13 protein-coding genes are annotated in these 14,584 nt (G+C 59.3%); 2 read left to right on the top strand and 11 right to left on the bottom strand.

Translation table 11 applies throughout. The features are described from left to right. Nucleotides 1-6 precede the first annotated feature (6 nt). The 9 genes from FIV35_RS00085 to FIV35_RS00125 all read right to left on the bottom strand — a co-directional run bounded on the left by FIV35_RS00085 (nt 7) and on the right by FIV35_RS00125 (nt 10,560). Entirely contained in the window at nt 7-939 is a 933-nt protein-coding gene (locus tag FIV35_RS00085) for a hypothetical protein (protein WP_052198896.1), read from the bottom strand. 52 nt (nt 940-991) lie between these two features. Then, on the bottom strand, nt 992-1,966 hold the full coding sequence (locus FIV35_RS00090; protein ID WP_146374927.1) for a hypothetical protein: 975 nt from the start codon (nt 1,964-1,966) through the stop codon (nt 992-994). A gap of 387 nt (nt 1,967-2,353) precedes the next feature. Beyond that, complete coding sequence (gene tauD, locus FIV35_RS00095) at nt 2,354-3,190, bottom strand: taurine dioxygenase (protein WP_034136481.1); 837 nt, start codon at nt 3,188-3,190, stop codon at nt 2,354-2,356. A gap of 13 nt (nt 3,191-3,203) precedes the next feature. Continuing rightward, the gene (gene tauC / locus FIV35_RS00100) at nt 3,204-4,040 is read right to left on the bottom strand and encodes a taurine ABC transporter permease TauC (RefSeq protein WP_034136482.1); all 837 of its coding nucleotides are present in this window, start codon (nt 4,038-4,040) and stop codon (nt 3,204-3,206) included. After that, nucleotides 4,037-4,816, bottom strand: coding sequence for a taurine ABC transporter ATP-binding subunit (tauB, locus tag FIV35_RS00105; protein WP_034136483.1), 780 nt, complete (start codon nt 4,814-4,816; stop codon nt 4,037-4,039). The genes tauC and tauB overlap by 4 nt, the downstream gene beginning before the upstream one ends. 17 nt (nt 4,817-4,833) lie before the next feature. Beyond that, entirely contained in the window at nt 4,834-5,811 is a 978-nt protein-coding gene (tauA, locus tag FIV35_RS00110; RefSeq protein WP_034136484.1) for a taurine ABC transporter substrate-binding protein, read from the bottom strand. 243 nt (nt 5,812-6,054) lie between these two features. Then, a complete protein-coding gene (gene gshA, locus FIV35_RS00115; RefSeq protein ID WP_034136485.1) occupies nt 6,055-7,638 on the bottom strand; it encodes a glutamate--cysteine ligase in 1,584 nt (527 codons plus the stop codon). Nucleotides 7,639-7,852: 214 nt separating this feature from the next. Continuing rightward, a complete protein-coding gene (locus FIV35_RS00120; RefSeq protein ID WP_034095353.1) occupies nt 7,853-8,236 on the bottom strand; it encodes a PaaI family thioesterase in 384 nt (127 codons plus the stop codon). Beyond that, nucleotides 8,236-10,560, bottom strand: a complete 2,325-nt coding sequence (locus tag FIV35_RS00125; protein WP_034136486.1) for a Tex family protein — start codon at nt 10,558-10,560, stop codon at nt 8,236-8,238. The genes FIV35_RS00120 and FIV35_RS00125 overlap by 1 nt, the downstream gene beginning before the upstream one ends. A gap of 357 nt (nt 10,561-10,917) precedes the next feature. On the opposite strand from FIV35_RS00125, the gene ompR reads away from it, so the two are divergent. Both ompR and FIV35_RS00135 read left to right on the top strand, forming a co-directional pair. After that, complete coding sequence (ompR, locus tag FIV35_RS00130; protein ID WP_003187669.1) at nt 10,918-11,658, top strand: osmolarity response regulator transcription factor OmpR; 741 nt, start codon at nt 10,918-10,920, stop codon at nt 11,656-11,658. Between the two features lie 117 nt (nt 11,659-11,775). Continuing rightward, nucleotides 11,776-13,089, top strand: coding sequence for an ATP-binding protein (locus tag FIV35_RS00135; RefSeq protein ID WP_034095356.1), 1,314 nt, complete (start codon nt 11,776-11,778; stop codon nt 13,087-13,089). Between the two features lie 99 nt (nt 13,090-13,188). Here the strand turns inward: FIV35_RS00135 and rimK are convergent, their stop codons facing one another. Next, the gene (rimK, locus tag FIV35_RS00140; RefSeq protein ID WP_034095357.1) at nt 13,189-14,094 is read right to left on the bottom strand and encodes a 30S ribosomal protein S6--L-glutamate ligase; all 906 of its coding nucleotides are present in this window, start codon (nt 14,092-14,094) and stop codon (nt 13,189-13,191) included. Further along, nucleotides 14,091-14,573, bottom strand: coding sequence for a retropepsin-like aspartic endopeptidase RimB (gene rimB, locus FIV35_RS00145; protein WP_005783815.1), 483 nt, complete (start codon nt 14,571-14,573; stop codon nt 14,091-14,093). The genes rimK and rimB overlap by 4 nt, the downstream gene beginning before the upstream one ends. Nucleotides 14,574-14,584: the final 11 nt, after the last annotated feature.

The raw sequence follows: 14,584 nt of genomic DNA on the forward strand, positions 1-14,584 counted from the left end.
GGATGCTCAGACCAGGATGTAGCCGTGCCCGTCATACGGCAGCGCCTCTTTATCCAGCACCAGGCCGTGGTTATACAGGTAGGACGGTGCCTTGGTTTCCGACATTTCATGTGCGTTGGCGTGGGTCATGAAAGACACCATGCCAAGGTCTTCCAGGATCCTTTTCTCAAACCCTTGCGTAGTGATGACGCTGCGCAAAGCGGCTTCGAAGTTGGAGCGAATGACCGGATCTTCATGGGTGTTCTGAACGCGCTTTACGTAAGCGGTCAGCATGAAGTTGGCGTCCTTGATCATTCCGTTGTCATGGCCGGCGAATTTGGCGGCATCTGCCGTAAGTTGTATTTCCGCGCGGGTGATGTTCACGCTTTCTCCGTCTTTCATGTCGACGGCATAGGTGTCTCCCGTTCGGGTGACTTTTTCGAAACAATCCGTGGGGCTCTGTCCGAACCTCATCATCATCAGTTTGATCATTGCCGCGTAGCGATCCGTATAGCGGTTTTCACCAAACTCGCGGGGCACGGAATAAAACCCCTTTTCGATATCGCTGGGCGCTGCGCCGTTGGTTTTTGACGAAAGTTCCGGGAACTGCAGGTTTTCAGTGTCGTTCGTTGGCGTGACCTCTTTTTGCAGCAGGCTATTAAGACGGGTCGGGAGTTGCCGTGTTGTATCAACGCCGGGACGGACAGGCGTGGAAAGTGGCGTGTCTTGATGGATGACCCCTGCCTGTTGCGGGTGGGTCAAGTTCTTTAGAGCAGTTTCAAGGCTTTGCAATAACGTGAACATCGAACTTAAGACCAACTCGATGCTGTGCTGGGTGTGTGCATTGGGTTGCTGGGGAGCCTCGTAATCGTGGTTTTTTAGCAGCGCATTGCGGTTGTCCAGGGAGGGAGAAACATTGGCGGACAGGGCGTTGGAGCGGTAGTTGGAGAACGTGTTCATCGGCTCAATTCCTAAGTATGTGATGTTTTGTCCCGGACGTTTACGGGAGTATTCAAGTAAGTAGATAGGCTTGTTGATGTTTTCTGACACCGGAAGGTGTGCAGTTGAAGTCTGCCAACCCATCGACAATGGCGAGGGACTCCACAGGGCTTTTCACAATAATGCCTAAACCTTTATTCGCGGCGATGTCATGGGACTTGGCCGACTGGATATGGTTTTTCATGCCCAATAACTCCAACACGTTTTTGGCCGACTCCCCCTTGTTGGTTTCCCACATGGCAATGGCATAGTCGGAGGGCGCCGAAGCATTAAATGATTCGATCTGCTTTCGTTTTACCAAGGCGCCGAAAAGAAAGGCTGCATCTTTGAGCATGCTTTCGTCACCGAGCATCTGGCAGCCTTCTTGAGCCAGTTTTAGTTCTTCAAACGTAATATGAAGTTTGAAGCCGTCGCGCATCGTTATGTTGAAGCCCGTGTCAAGTCTGGTGACTTCACTGAAAATATCCCGCGGACTTTGCCCAAACCGTTGCATGGCCAGTTTTATACCCGCGACATGGGAACTGAGCGGGGCGCCGCTCGAATACAGCGTGAGCACCGGTGAAGAAAACAGCCCACCCCAGATGTCATCCGGTTTTTCGCCACTTTTTTTGGCTGAAAGAAACTCGTGCGATTGGGGGGCGGTCGCTTTGTCAATTACCTGGGTGGTTTCCAATGTTGTATGGGGTAGTTCGGTGGCTGGCCGGAGAGGCTTGTGATCAACCAACGTTTTTACCGATGGTTGTATGTTTAGCAGGTTATTCAGTGATGTCATGATTTCATTGAGTGCATTGCCAAGCAGTGCAAGTGTTTTTTCGACACTTATATGAGAGGGTGCGGATGCTGAGGTAGTCTGGGCAAGTGTATGTTTATGTGATGTTGAATTAGAGTGCCTGTGAGGCGCAGTTGCCATGGGTAACGTGTTGTTATAGTTCTCGCTTTGTCTATTGGCGGCGATTGACGGGTGAGTAGATGTTAGTAATGTGTTCATCTATTTGTTTCTCAATTAAATAAGTTTTTCGTCGATATAAGATTAAGTTTTATATCGCTTTTGCGGTATTGATGAGTGAGGCGTTAGCGTTTTCACGTCGCGACAGTGTCGTGAGATCTGTGGTTGGTAACTGTCTGGGGTTCCGAGTGCCAGTGCGGAATTGGTAACGTGAGATAACGATAGCTATAGAGGATTTTTCTGAAGTAATAGCAAGGCGGGGATGTTAATTAATTGTGTAACGAGGTTGCCGAGAGTAGGCAATATGGCGAGTTTTATTTTAATAAATCGGATGCGGCCGATATTGGCTGTTTAAAGTTTGCTATGAGCATCAAACGCGCCGACGCGAGGCGGCGCGTAATAAGCTGGACTGCATGGGGGCGCCGGAAATCAGAACGGCACATCTCCCAGAATCGTCGCGCGGTGCATCACCCGCCGTTGCGGTCGGTAGTCATCCACTGCGTAGTGCTGGGTCACACGGTTATCCCAGAACGCCACGTCATGGGCCTGCCAGCGCCAGCGCAGGGTAAATTCCGGCCGAGTGGCGTGGGCAAACAACAGCTTCAGAATCACCTCGCTTTCGGCGGCTTCCAACTCGTTGATCCGGGTGGTGAAACCTTCGCTGACAAACAGCGATTTGCGCCCACTCACCGGGTGCGTACGTACCACCGGATGGGACAATGGCGGGTTCTTTTGACGGGCAGCTTCCCAGCGCTGCAGGTCTTCGGCGCTGTTGCCGAAGCGCTCCAGAGGGAAGGACTTGATGAAGTCGTGGGTGGCGGTCAAGCCGTCCAGCAGCCGTTTCATCGGCGCGGATAGCGCCTCATACGCCGCGATCCCGCTGGCCCACAGCGTGTCGCCACCGTACGCCGGCAGCAGCTTGGCGCTGAGCACCGCGCCGAGGGCCGGGGTGGGCAGGAACGTCACGTCGGTGTGCCACACCGCATTGTCGCGCACGTCGGTGACGGCGGTGTCGAGCACCAATACTTCGGGTTGTTCCGGCACGTTGGGGTAGATCGGATGGATGTGCAAGTCACCGAAATTCGCCGCGAATCGTGCCTGCTGTTGCGGGGTGATCGGCTGGTCGCGGAAGAACAGCACCGAGTGTGTAAGCAACGCCTGTTCAATGGCGTCGCGCTGATGGGGGGACAGCGGCCGGGTGATATCGACGCCACTGATCTGGGCGCCCAGGGCGGTGCTCAAGGGGCTCACGGTAACGTTGCTCATGGGATTCTCACAGTCAGTGTGCCTGGCCATGCCAGGGCACTAATTTACGCTGCAGGGCACGCAGGCCCATTTCCAGGGCGAAGGCGATCAGGGCGATGACCAAAATCCCCAGCACCACCACATCGGTCACCAAAAACTGCGCCGCCGACTGCACCATAAACCCCAGCCCACTGGTGGCCGCGATCAGTTCAGCGGCCACCAGCGTCGACCAGCCCACCCCCAGGCCGATGCGCACACCGGTGAGAATGTCGGGCAGGGCGCTTGGCAGAATTACATGACGAATCAATTGCGCGCGCGTTGCCCCCAGGGACTGCGCCGCACGCAGCTTGGCCGGGTCGACGGTGCGTACGCCGGTGGCGGTGGCGATCGCGATGGGTGCAAAGATCGCCAGGTAGATCAGCAGCACTTTGGACAGCTCGCCGATGCCGCACCAGATCACGATCAACGGCAGATAGGCCAGCGGTGGAATAGGCCGATAAAACTCGATCAACGGGTCGAAAATGCCGCGGGCGATGCGGTTGGCTCCGATGGCGATCCCCACCGGCACGGCGGTCAACACCGCAAAACCCAGGCCCAGGCCGATGCGGCTGAGGCTGGCGGCCAGGTGCTGCCATAAGGTGGAATCCATATAACCGCTGGTCGCCAGCAACCAGCCTTTTTGCAGCACAGCGGCCGGCGGCGGCAGAAACAGCGGCTCGATCACACCGGTGGCAGTCACGGCCCACCAAGCGATCAGCAGGGTAGTGAGGGTCAACAGGCTGATCCAGCGCGTGCTCAGGCTGCGGCGTACCGGAATGGGCGTTTGTGCCGCCGGCTCGGTGGTGGTGACAGGAAGTTCGTAGCTGCTCATGGGGACACCTGCCGTTGCGAGAACACCTTGCCCAAGACATGTTCGCGGGTTTCGATAAAGCGCGGATCGGACTTGATCGCTCGCGCCGACTCGCCGGCGGCATAGCGTTGGCCGAAATCCAGGCGCAGGCGTTCGACGATCTGGCCAGGGTTGGGCGCCAGCAGAATCAGATCGGTGGCGAGAAATACCGCCTCTTCGATGTCATGGGTGATCAGAAACACCGGCTTGGCCGTGCGCCGCCAGACTTGCAGCAGCAGCTCCTGCATCTGTTCGCGGGTGAAGGCATCCAGGGCGCCGAACGGCTCATCCATCAGCAATACGCGCGGGTCGGCGGCCAATGCGCGGGCCAGGCCAACACGTTGCTTCTGGCCACCGGACAGTTGCCAGATGCGGCGGTGGTCGAAACCGGCCAGGTCCACCAGTGCCAGCATTTCCCGCGCGCGGGCTTCACGCTGTGTTTTAGGCACGCCGGCCAATTCCAGGCCGAAGCCAACATTGGCCAGCACGTCCTGCCAGGGCAGCAGCGCATCGTCTTGAAACACCACGCCACGCTCGGCGCTCGGGCCTTTGACCGGCACGCCGTCGAGGCTGATACGCCCGGCGCTGGGTGCGACGAAGCCGGCGATCAGGTTCAACAGTGAAGTCTTGCCACTGCCGGACGGGCCGAGAGCCACCAGCAATTGCTGGGGCCCCAGGTCCAGTGAGATATCCGCCAGCACCGGTGCCGGGGCGCCTGGGTACTGTGCGCTGATGCGCTCCAGTTGTAGCAAGGCCATCGCGATAAACTCCCGAATCAGTGGGTAATGAACTGAGCGCTGACGTATGGGGCGTAATCCGGCAGTACCGCGTCGACTTTGCCCTGTTCCTTGAGGAATGCAGCGGTGTCGGTTACGGCCTGGGTGGTCGGCGCGCCGAGCAGGGTGATTTGGTCTGCGGCCAGCGGGTAGACGTTGCCTTGCAGCAGTTGTGGGATATCACTGGCCTTGGCGCCGGAGAGCTTGACCAGTTTGTCGACGTTGCCTGTGTTGGCCAGCCAGGCCTGTGGGTCTTTTCGATAGTCCGCGTAGGCATCCAGCGTAACCTTGGCGAAAGCCTTGACGATTTCCGGATGCTTCTCGGCAAAATCCTTACGCACGATCCAGGCATCGAAAGTCGGTGCGCCGAATTTGGCCAGTTCGCCGGAGGTGATCAGCACCTTGCCGTTTTCCTTGGCTACGCCCAGTGCCGGGTCCCACACGTAGGTGGCGTCGATATCGCCGCGCTTCCAGGCAGCAATGATCGCCGGCGGTGCGAGATTGAGGATGGTCACCTTGGAAGGGTCAATATTCCAGTGCTTCAGCGCGGCCAAGAGACTGTAGTGGCCGGTGGACACGAACGGCACGGCGACTTTCTTGCCGATCAGGTCTTGCGGGCTGTTGATCCCCGAACCGTCACGCGCCACCAGCGCCTCGGCGCCGCCGATCTGCGTCGCGACCAGAAAGGTTTGCACCGGCACTTTGCGCGTAATCGCGGCGGTCAGTGGGCTGGAACCGAGGTAACCGATCTGCACGTCGCCGGAGGCAATGGCGGCGATGATGTCCGCACCGTTATCGAATTTGCGCCAGTCGATCTTGGCGTTGGTGGCTTTTTCGTAAGCGCCGTCGGCCTGCGCGACTTTGGCCGGGTCGACGGTGGTCTGGTAGGCAATGGTCACATCCGCCGCCTGGGCAAACAGGCTGGCACCGGCCAGGGACAATGCGGCCAACAGGCGCAGAGGGGTAAGCAGTTTCAAGGGGAATCTCCTCAATCAGGCGGCCGAGGCTCGGCGTGAGAGGAGACTAAATGATCTAAGAATCGAAAAATAAATAACTTTTTCGAATTAGCTTATGTGGGTAAGGGTGAAGCGAACCTTGAGCTTGATTGGGGGCAAATGTGGGAGGAGGTTTGCCCCCGATGGCGGTAGTTCAGCCACTGGTGGGTTGACTGGCCCAGTACAATCGGGGGCAAGCCCCCTCCCAATGGACCGAGTTCGGTCTTAGTTACTGATAGCCAGAATACTCGCCTGGTACGAGCCGACAAACACATCGAAATCGCCCACTTCGTTCTGCTCCAGTTCCGCCTGCTGCGCCAGCGACGTGCGCGCCAGCTCCTCAAAGCGTGCCTGCTCTTCAGCCGGCAACGGCTCGCGGCGGAAGTACTCGGCGTGCACTTCGCTCTGATGCAGCGAGAACTGCGCGAAACTCTCTTTGCGCTCGGCCATCGCCGCCAGCACCTGCGCCGACGGTGTCAGGGACGGGTCGTTGACCTTGGCCAGTTGGGCGTCCAACGCGTGACTGTGTTCGGTGATGCCGTGGCTTTCATCGAGCAGGGCGGCCAGCGGCGCGATGTGTTCCAACAATTCGGTAGCCCATTCCTTCATGTCCACGGCCTGGCCCTGACGCTGCAATTGCAGGCCCGGACGGCGGCCTTCCTTGACCACGCTGAGGAAGTTGGAGGTGGCGTTGCTGCACTCGTTGTTGGCGAACAGCGGGCTCTCGTTGAGGGCGCAGTACAGCAGGAACGCGTCAAGGAAGCGCGACTCCGGCAGGTCGATGCCCATCGGCAGGAACGGGTTGATATCCAGGCAACGCACTTCAATGTACTGGATACCCCGCGCCATCAGCGCCTGGATCGGCCGTTCGCCGGTGTAAGTCACGCGCTTGGGGCGGATGTTGGAGTAGTACTCGTTTTCGATCTGCAGGATGTTGGTGTTGAGTTGCACCCACTCACCGTCCTTGTGCGTGCCGATTTCGACGTACGGCGCGTAGGGCGTTGCCACCGCTTTGCGCAAGCTGTCGGTGTAGCTTGCCAGGTCGTTGTAGCAGGGCGTCAGGCCGGCCTGGGCGTTACTCTGGTAACCCAGGTCACTCATGCGCAGGCTGGTGGCGTAAGGCAGATACAGGGTGTCGGCGTCGAGTACTTCCAACTGGTGCGAACGTCCGCGCAGGAACCCGGCATCCAGGGCCGGCGAAGCACCGAACAGGTACATCAGCAGCCAGCTGTAGCGGCGGAAATTGCGGATCAGCGCGATATACGCGTCGGACTGGAAGTCGCGATCAGTGCCGACATAGCCCTCGTCTTGCTTGAGCAGCGGCCACAATTTTTCCGGCAGCGAGAAGTTGTAGTGGATGCCGGCGATGCACTGCATGGTCTTGCCGTAACGCAGGGCCAGACCCTTGCGATACACATACTTGAGTTGTCCGATATTGGAGGTGCCGTAGTAGGCAATCGGAATATCTTCTTCGGCCGGCAATGGGCACGGCATCGAAGGACTCCACAGGTATTCGCTGCCCAGCTTGGTGTAGGCGAACCGATGGATTTTTTCCAGGCTGCTAAGGGTATCGGCCGGGTTGGGCAGGGCTGGGGTGATGAACTCCAGCAGCGATTCCGAGTAGTCAGTGGTGATCTGTTCGTGGGTCAACGCAGCGCCCAGGGCTTCGGGGTGCGGTGTCTGCGCCAGGCGACCTTCACCCGTGACACGTAGGCATTCGCGCTCGATGCCGTGCAGGCACTGCTCTAGCAGGGAGAGGTGTTCGCGCTTGCCGAGCAGGGCCAGGCGGCGGTTGAGAAGTTCGCTCAAGTTGGATTCCTTCACGCGTCAGTCGCCCCAATATGGGGGTGGGCAGGACGGTCTACAAGGGTGAAGTTAAAACTGGCGTGATCGCCTGGTTTTGAGTCAAGTTGACCCGCTTTGAAAAAGCCTACTTCATTCCATGAATTGGGCTATAGCACAGCGAGAAAATTCCGACGCTGTTTCAGCAGCGCCGAAATTAACTCAAATCGAGGGTGGGGAGCTATAGGACAGCGAACGTGCCCTGTGCTTTTGCGACAAGTCTTTCGCCTTGGTACACATCCGCCTCGACCACCAACGTGCGTCGGCCGGCGTGAACGATGCGGCTGGTGCACAGCACCTCACCGTCTTCCACGGCGCGGATGTAATTGATCTTGCATTCGATGGTCGCGCTCTGCTGGTCGAAACCATGGGAACTGGAGCAAGCCAGTCCCATGGTGATGTCCACCAGACTGAAAATCGCCCCGCCATGCAGCTTGCCCGCGCGGTTACGCAGATGCGGCTCCAGGCTCAGGGCCACCTCGGCAACGCCCTGCTCCAGGCGTTGCAGGCGGCAGCCGATCAGTTCGCTGAACGCGCTCTGGGTCAAGCCGGCCGGGATCTCCATCAACGCTTCTTCAACTGTTTGGCATTGGCGAACAGCGAGGCCATGGCGTTGTTGCTAGGCGCCGCGGTGGCGGTTTCCTTGCGCGGTGCGCTGTTCTGCGACTGACGCGGCGCCGAGCCAGGACGAGCGCCCCGCGCGCCATCGATTTTTTCTCCGGGGGTGTCGCTCATACGCATCGACAGGCCAACGCGTTTGCGCGGGATATCCACTTCCATGACCTTGACCTTGACCACGTCACCGGCCTTGACCGCTTCGCGTGGGTCCTTGATGAATTTCTCCGAAAGCGCGGAGATATGCACCAAACCGTCCTGATGCACGCCGATATCCACAAAGGCGCCGAAGTTGGTCACGTTGGTCACCACACCTTCGAGGATCATGCCCAGTTGCAGGTCCTTGAGGTCTTCGACACCGTCCTGGAACTCGGCGGTCTTGAACTCGGGGCGTGGGTCGCGGCCCGGTTTTTCCAGTTCTTGCAGGATGTCGGTGATAGTCGGCACGCCGAAGGTTTCGTCGGTGTACTTCTTCGGGTCCAGGCGCTTGAGGAACGCGGCGTCGCCAATCAGCGAGCGGATGTCGCGGTCGGTCTCGGCGGCAATGCGTTGCACCAGCGGGTAGGCTTCCGGGTGGACCGCCGAGGCGTCCAGTGGGTTGTCACCGTTCATGACGCGCAGGAAACCGGCAGCCTGCTCGAAGGTTTTTTCGCCCAGGCGCGCGACTTTTTTCAGCGCGGCGCGGGTTTTAAAGGCGCCATTTTCATCGCGGTGGTTGACGATGTTCTGTGCCAGGGTGGCATTGAGGCCGGAAATCCGCGCCAGCAGCGCCACCGAGGCGGTGTTGACGTCCACGCCCACGGCGTTCACGCAGTCTTCGACGACCGCGTCCAGGCCGCGTGCCAGCTTCAACTGCGACACATCGTGCTGGTACTGGCCGACGCCGATGGATTTAGGGTCGATCTTCACCAGTTCGGCCAGCGGGTCCTGCAGGCGACGGGCAATGGACACCGCGCCACGGATCGATACGTCCAGGTCCGGGAATTCCTTGGAGGCCAGCTCCGACGCCGAGTACACCGACGCACCCGCTTCGGACACCATGACCTTGGTCATCTTCATGGCTGGGTATTTTTTGATCAGTTCGGCGGCCAGTTTGTCGGTTTCACGGCTCGCGGTGCCGTTGCCGATGGCAATCAGGTCTACCGAGTGCTTGGCGCACAGGGCGGCGAGGATCGCGAGCGTCTGGTCCCACTTGTTATGCGGCACATGCGGATACACAGTCGCGTGGTCCAGCAGCTTGCCGGTGGCGTCCACCACCGCGACCTTGCAACCGGTGCGCAGGCCCGGATCGAGGCCCAGGGTGGCGCGCGGGCCGGCCGGGGCGGCCAGCAGCAGGTCGTGCAGGTTGTGGGCGAACACGTTGATCGCTTCGGTCTCGGCGCCGTCGCGCAGTTCGCCGAGCAGGTCGGTTTCCAGGTGGGTGTAGAGCTTGACCTTCCAGGTCCAGCGCACGACTTCACTGAGCCACTTGTCCGCAGGACGGTTCTGATTCTGGATGCCGAATTGTTGACCGATCATCCCTTCGCACGGGTGCATGGTGCCCGGCAGTTCGTCGCCGACTTTCAGCGCGGAGCTGAGAATACCTTCGTTGCGGCCGCGGAAAATGGCGAGGGCACGGTGGGAAGGCATGCTCTTGAGCGGTTCGTCGTGTTCGAAATAGTCACGGAACTTGGCGCCTTCTTCCTCCTTGCCGGCGATTACGCGGGCGCTGAGGATGGCTTCTTGCTTCAAATAGTTACGCAGTTTTTCCAGCAGGCTGGCGTCTTCGGCGAAGCGCTCCATCAAGATGTACTTGGCGCCTTCCAGCGCTGCCTTGGTGTCGGCGACGCCTTTTGCGGCATCGACAAAGCGCGCGGCTTCGGTTTCTGGAGTCAGAGACGGGTCGTTGAACAACCCATCGGCCAATTCGCCGAGGCCGGCTTCCAGGGCGATCTGGCCCTTGGTGCGGCGCTTTTGCTTGTAGGGCAGGTAAAGGTCTTCGAGGCGGGTCTTGGTGTCCGCGAGCTTGATGTCGCGCTCCAGTTGCGGGGTCAGCTTGCCCTGTTCCTCGATGCTGGCGAGGATGCTGATGCGCCGTTCGTCGAGTTCTCGCAGGTAGCGCAGGCGCTCTTCCAGATGCCGCAACTGGGTATCGTCGAGGCTGCCGGTCACTTCTTTACGGTAACGGGCGATGAAGGGCACCGTGGAGCCTTCATCCAGTAGAGCGACGGCCGCTTCGACCTGTTGTGGGCGTACACCGAGTTCCTCGGCAATGCGGCTGTTGATGCTGTCCATAAAACCACCTGAAATTCTGAAAAGCAGCTCGGGAGCCCGGTAAACAAGGCGTTGCGAGGCTGGTTGAGCGGCCCGACCGGCGCCGCTGCCTGGGTCAAGAGGCAGCCTATTGACCCTCGAAATCGAAAAAATCGCGACAAGCGGGTGAAAAAAGCCCGGCAGTAAACGGTAACGATCTGACGTTGCCCTGCACGACGGCGCGGCATTATAACCAGCGTTCTGCTCTTGGGGGGTACTGTGCCGGAGGGGTGTAGGGCGCGGGTTCGCTGGCAGTAGAGGAAAAATCTGCTAACAATGCACACGGTGCGTATAACGGCAGCTACGCCATAATGCGCGCCGAGATAAGAGGAGCATCCAATGAGCAGCACTGCACAAACTGCTGAAGGCGAAAAAATTCTCATCGTTGATGACGATCCAGGGCTGAGCAGCCTGCTGGAGCGTTTCTTCAACTCCAAGGGCTATCGTGCCCGCGCGGTACCGAACACCGAGCAAATGGACCGCCTTCTGGGGCGCGAAGTCTTCAATCTTGTCGTGCTCGATCTGATGCTTCCCGGCGAAGATGGCTTGACTGCGTGCAAGCGTCTGCGCGGCGCCAATAACCAGATTCCAATCATCATGCTCACCGCCAAGGGCGATGAGCTGAGCCGCATCAAGGGCCTCGAACTGGGTGCCGATGACTACCTGGCCAAGCCTTTCAACCCTGACGAGTTGATGGCGCGTGTCAAAGCTGTACTGCGTCGCCAGGCGCCAGCGGTGCCGGGTGCTCCGGGCAGCGAAGATGAAAGCGTGACCTTTGGCGATTACGAACTGTCGCTGGCGACCCGCGAACTCAAGCGCGGTGAAGAAGTGCACATGCTGACCACCGGCGAATTTGCCGTGCTCAAGGCGCTAGTGATGAACGCCCGCCAGCCGCTTACCCGTGACAAGTTGATGAACCTGGCCCGTGGTCGCGAGTGGGATGCCTTGGAGCGTTCCATCGACGTGCAGATCTCCCGTCTGCGCCGGATGATCGAACCGGACCCGTCCAAGCCGCGCTATATCCAGACAGTGTGGGGCGTGGGTTACGTGTTCGTGCCGGATGGCACCGCTACCAAGTGACCGATGATTTGCAGAGGTGGGCATCCCGGCATTTGACCCCATAAAGGTCGACGGGATGCTCGGCGTCTGCAATTCTGCGAGCGCCGCTCATTCTTGCAAGGTGTCCAGCTGTCCTCTATGAAAACCCCGTTGTGGTTCCCGCAAAGTTTCTTCTCCCGCACCCTCTGGCTGGTGCTGATCGTCGTTCTGTTTTCCAAGGCACTCACGCTGGTTTATCTGCTGATGAACGAGGATGTGCTGGTGGACCGGCAATACAGCCACGGCGTTGCTCTTACACTGCGTGCCTATTGGGCCGCTGACCCCGAGAATCGCGAGAAAATCGCCAAGGCAGCCACCCTGGTGCGCGTGGCGGGCGCCGGTGTGCCGGAAGGCGAGCAGCATTGGCCCTACAGCGAGATTTACCAGCGTCAGATGCAGGCCGAATTGGGCAAAGACACCGAAGTGCGGCTGCGCATGCATGTGTCACCGGCGTTGTGGGTGCGTGCGCCAAGCCTGGGTGAGGATTGGCTGAAAGTGCCGCTGTATCCGCATCCATTGCGCGGGCAGAAAATCTGGAACGTATTGGGCTGGTTCCTGGCCATCGGCTTGCTTTCGACGGCGTCCGCGTGGATCTTCGTGCGTCAGCTCAACCAACCGCTGAAGCGCCTGGTGTTCGCCGCCCGCCAGTTGGGCCAGGGCCGCAGTGTGCGACTGCCGGTGAGTGATACACCCAGTGAAATGACGGAGGTATACGGCGCCTTCAACCAGATGGCGGAAGACGTCGAACAGGCCGGTCGCGAACGCGAGTTGATGTTGGCGGGGGTGTCCCACGATCTGCGCACACCTTTGACACGCCTGCGCCTCTCCCTGGAGTTGATGGGCAACCATACGGACCTGACGGATGACATGATTCGGGACATTGAGGACATGGACGCCATCCTTGATCAGTTCCTGGCATTTATCCGTGACGGCCGCGATGAGGTAGTCGAGCAAGTCGATCTCACCGATCTGGTGCGTGAAGTCGTGGCCCCCTATAACCAAAATGGCGAACAGGTACGCATGCGCCTGGAGCCGATCCAGCCGTTCGCGCTGCGGCGGGTGTCGATGAAGCGCCTGTTGAACAACCTGATTGGCAACGCCCTTCATCACGCCGGTACGGATGTGGAAGTGGCGGCGTACGTGTCCGGCGATAGCGCTGCGCCTTATGTGGTGCTGAGTGTGATGGACCGCGGTACCGGCATTGATCCTGCGGAGCTGGAAGGCATCTTCAACCCCTTTACCCGAGGTGATCGTGCGCGCGGAGGCAAAGGGACAGGCTTGGGCTTGGCGATTGTGCGGCGGATTGCGTCGATGCATGGCGGCAATGTCGAGCTGCGCAATCGCGAGGGAGGCGGGCTGGAGGCGCGGGTGCGGTTGCCGCTTGGGCTGATGTTGCCTAGAGACGCGGTATAAAAAAACAGCGGCAAGTTTCGAAGCTTAAAGCCGCAAGCAAAAGGCAGACAGCTTTTGCCCTTTCTTGCAGCTTATAGCTTGAAGCAAACAGCTGCGTCCCTAACCCTTGCCCTTGGTCCTGGTCATGTTCGGCCCGCCATTCTTTTCCAGATGCTGAATGATGATCCCCGCCACATCCTTGCCCGTGGTGGTCTCGATCCCTTCCAGGCCGGGTGAGGAGTTCACTTCCATCACCAGCGGGCCATGGTTGGAACGCAAAATATCCACGCCTGCCACCGCCAGGCCCATCACCTTTGCTGCTCGTAGCGCGGTCATGCGTTCTTCCGGAGTGATTTTGATCAAGCTGGCGCTGCCGCCACGGTGCAGGTTGGAGCGGAATTCCCCCGGCTTGGCCTGGCGCTTCATCGCCGCGATGACTTTGTCACCCACCACGAAACAGCGGATATCCGCACCGCCGGCTTCCTTGATGTACTCCTGCACCATGATGTTCTGCTTGAGGCCCATGAAGGCTTCGATCACCGACTCGGCCGCGGTGGCGGTTTCACACAGCACCACGCCGATGCCTTGGGTGCCTTCCAATACCTTGATCACCAGCGGTGCGCCGTTGACCATTTCGATTAGGTCCGGGATGTCGTCGGGGGAGTGGGCAAAGCCGGTGACCGGCAAGCCGATGCCTCGGCGCGACAACAGCTGTAGGGAACGCAGTTTGTCCCGTGATCGAGCAATGGCGACCGACTCATTGAGGGGAAATACGCCCATCATTTCAAACTGGCGCAAGACCGCGCAGCCATAGAAGGTCACCGACGCGCCGATGCGTGGGATGACCGCATCGAAACCCTCCAGAGGCTTGCCACGGTAGTGAATCTGCGGCTTGTGGCTGGCAATGTTCATATAGGCACGCAACGTGTCTATCACCACCATTTCATGGCCACGTTCGGTGCCGGCTTCGACCATGCGGCGGGTGGAATACAGACGCGGGTTTCGCGACAGCACAGCAATCTTCATGCAGCACCTGGGGCAGAAATAGTAGAGACCGGGAACACCGGCTTGTCTTGAACGTACTTGACGCCGGGATTGACCACCAATTGGCCGTCAATCAGCGCCTTGGAACCCAGCAACAGGCGGTAACGCATGGCTTTGCGGCAGGCCAGGGTGAATTCCACCCGCCATACCCGGTCGCCCAATGCCAGCGTGGTGCTGATCACATAGCGCACCTGCGCATGGCCGTTGGAGCTTTTGATGGTTTTCATCGTCACCAGGGGCGCTTCGCAGCGACGATGCCGCAGTTGCACCACGCTGCCCAAGTGCGCGGTAAAGCGCACCCACTTTTCGCCGTCGCGTTCGAACGGCTCGATGTCAGTGGCGTGCAAGCTGGAGGTGCTGGCCCCCGTGTCGATCTTCGCACGCAGGCCTGCCACTCCCAGGTCGGGAAGGGCCACCCACTCACGCAGACCCACAACGGTCAAATGATCAAATGTCTTCAATATGGCTAACC

Origin of the sequence: Pseudomonas rhodesiae (assembly GCF_007858255.1) — a bacterium.
Lineage (GTDB): Bacteria > Pseudomonadota > Gammaproteobacteria > Pseudomonadales > Pseudomonadaceae > Aquipseudomonas > Aquipseudomonas rhodesiae.

Bases quoted from the DNA above. Each gene is read 5' to 3' on its own strand.
- FIV35_RS00085 (WP_052198896.1), bottom strand. From the start codon at position 939: ATGAACACGTTCTCCAACTACCGCTCCAACGCCCTGTCCGCCAATGTT.
- FIV35_RS00090 (WP_146374927.1), bottom strand. From the start codon at position 1,966: ATGAACACATTACTAACATCTACTCACCCGTCAATCGCCGCCAATAGA.
- tauD (WP_034136481.1), bottom strand. From the start codon at position 3,190: ATGAGCAACGTTACCGTGAGCCCCTTGAGCACCGCCCTGGGCGCCCAG.
- tauC (WP_034136482.1), bottom strand. From the start codon at position 4,040: ATGAGCAGCTACGAACTTCCTGTCACCACCACCGAGCCGGCGGCACAA.
- tauB (WP_034136483.1), bottom strand. From the start codon at position 4,816: ATGGCCTTGCTACAACTGGAGCGCATCAGCGCACAGTACCCAGGCGCC.
- FIV35_RS00120 (WP_034095353.1), bottom strand. From the start codon at position 8,236: ATGGAGATCCCGGCCGGCTTGACCCAGAGCGCGTTCAGCGAACTGATC.
- FIV35_RS00125 (WP_034136486.1), bottom strand. From the start codon at position 10,560: ATGGACAGCATCAACAGCCGCATTGCCGAGGAACTCGGTGTACGCCCA.
- ompR (WP_003187669.1), top strand. From the start codon at position 10,918: ATGAGCAGCACTGCACAAACTGCTGAAGGCGAAAAAATTCTCATCGTT.
- FIV35_RS00135 (WP_034095356.1), top strand. From the start codon at position 11,776: ATGAAAACCCCGTTGTGGTTCCCGCAAAGTTTCTTCTCCCGCACCCTC.
- rimK (WP_034095357.1), bottom strand. From the start codon at position 14,094: ATGAAGATTGCTGTGCTGTCGCGAAACCCGCGTCTGTATTCCACCCGC.